The 2,230-nt window shown below is 53.9% G+C and carries 2 protein-coding genes; both read right to left on the bottom strand.

What is annotated here, in order from left to right:
- Positions 1-685: 685 nt before the first annotated feature.
- Positions 686-1,741: a LacI family DNA-binding transcriptional regulator gene (locus IQ256_RS28955; RefSeq protein WP_193859140.1), complete on the bottom strand. Its 1,056-nt coding sequence runs from the start codon at positions 1,739-1,741 to the stop codon at positions 686-688.
- The coding region (locus IQ256_RS28960) for a GMC family oxidoreductase (protein WP_255516255.1) at positions 1,729-2,230 on the bottom strand (502 nt) is incomplete at its 5' end. The genes IQ256_RS28960 and IQ256_RS28955, both read right to left, overlap by 13 nt.

Below are 2,230 nucleotides of genomic sequence, written 5' to 3' on the forward strand. Positions count from 1 at the left end.
GATGTGATCAGGGGCACGCAACCACCTCAAATTGACAGCTCTATTGGCCAGCTTATTTGATTGGGCGGCGGAGTGACCCGATATGAGATGGGTTGTTGTTCCGTAAGATATCCGGCGCGCAACTAACGGAAATTGCGGTGCTATTTGGAACCTTCGGATCGCCGTTTTAGCCAACGTGACGCATAGGTTCGTTCTTGTGCCAGCGGAACCCAGGTCTTCACTAACAAAACACCACGGCTGGTTCCTGTTAAGCCAGTTCAATGGCTTGTTGTATGTAAAAACAATGAGGCACCGATTGTCATGGTAAGACTCAACGCAACGATACTCATCAAACGGAGATGAGATATGAGAATCTGTACGCTGCCGATTCCCAAGCGTTGCCCGAAGACGGCCGCCACACCGGCTGAGCGGCGCCAACTGCGGGCCTGGATGTCTTCGCCTAGTGCGAACTGAGGCCTTGTAAGTATTTGCCGAACGGAATCACTGCGATTTGGTCGTTGAACAAGCCGCATCCGCCGCGGCGCGGAACAGCACACCACAGTGAGCTGATGACGCAAAGCCAGGCTCTCGGCCTCAATCCGGGCGCGGGATTTGATCCGCAGCCCAAAGGTCCACCAGAGCGCTTTCATGATCGCCATCATCGTGCGCAATCATGTCATACACCATCGAGTCGAGGCCAATCGGGTCAGGATGGGGTTTCTGGTAGCGACACCGGCTTCGGAGCTATGGCCGTTGTTCCGCGATCCAGAAGTTTCACATCAAGTTCGACTTTACGAACCGTAGGCGACTTTGGATCCGACAGCATAATATGATTGGCTGTCTCTGATCCCATTCCGAACGCTGGCACGTCCAGAGTTGAAAGCGGCGGTTCTGTGAAAGCGGCAATCTCAAGATTGTCGAATCCAATGATCGAGATGTCCTCTGGCACTGAAAGGCCGCGCACGCGGCAGGCGCGTAAAGCCCCGACAGCAAGGATATCGCTTCCGCAAAAGACGCCGGTGACATCTGGATGTTTTGCTAGGACATCTTCCATGGCTGCCCTGCCCTCTTCAATGACATAAGGCGCCTCACGAATTTCAATGGATGTCGCCTCAACCCCTTTTGATTTCAGACGATCAACGAAGCCGTCAACCCTCAGCTGTGCCCGATCATTGTTGTGGGTGACGCCCGCCAACATTGTAAAGCGACGGTGACCGAGCTCATACAACCTGTCCGCCGCAAGTTCGGCGGCGCGTCGGTTGTCAAAGCCCACACTGGAGAGCTTGAAATCACTCTCAATGGCGTAAGTCACTACCAGGTTGACGTTCTGCTCTTTGAGGAGCGTGAACGTTTTGGATCGGTGACGCGTGCCAACCAGCACTATGGCTTCCACACCTCGTTCCACAAGTGTCATCACCTGGCGATATTCCTCATCAATGTCGTAATCTGACGTTGTGTGGATGAGGGCAAACCCATGGTTGGCAAGTGTCTGCTGAAGTCCGGCCAGCATCTCCGCATAAATTGAGTGTCGCAAAGTTGGGATGACAGCTCCAACGAGCTTGGACCTGTTGGCTCTCAACGCTCTGGCGGACGCGTTCCGCACGTAACCCAATTGGCTGATGGCAGCGTCAATCGACTTGATGACGTCTTCGCTGACCTTCTCAGGAGAGTTTAGGCGGCGCGACACCGTAGCCGGCGCGCAGCCAGCAAGACGCGCCACATCGATCAGACCAACATTACCCTTTTGTTTCAACGCCCACACTCACCATGGTTTCCTTTTAGGAAATCCGCCGCGCGTTCCCCGATCATAATCGCTGTCGCATTTGTATTTCCGGAAATTATCCTAGGCATAACGGAATTATCCGCGATCCTCAATCCATCCACGCCACGAACGCGCAATTGCGTGTCAACAACAGATCTGTCATCGGTGCCCATGCGGCAGGTACCGACAGGGTGGTAACCTGTCCGCGCCTCCTCCCGCACAAAATTTTCGAGCTCACTATAACTTTGGATATTAACCCCAGGAAAGTGCTCGCTCTTGAGCTGATCCTTCAGCGCGGCTTGTTGCATGATGTCCCGACCCAACCGAACGCTCTCGATTGTCTTCGTCAGGTCCTCAGGATCAGATAAAAATTTGGGATCGATCACAGGCTCGTCGTTCGGATCCGCGCTACGCAACGTCACTTCGCCGCGCGATTTTGGACGCACGAGATAGGCGTTTAACGTGCATCCCTGTCTCTTATACACAACT

It is taken from the genome of cf. Phormidesmis sp. LEGE 11477, assembly GCF_015207105.1.
In the GTDB taxonomy this organism is placed as follows: Bacteria; Cyanobacteriota; Cyanobacteriia; order Phormidesmidales; family Phormidesmidaceae; genus Phormidesmis.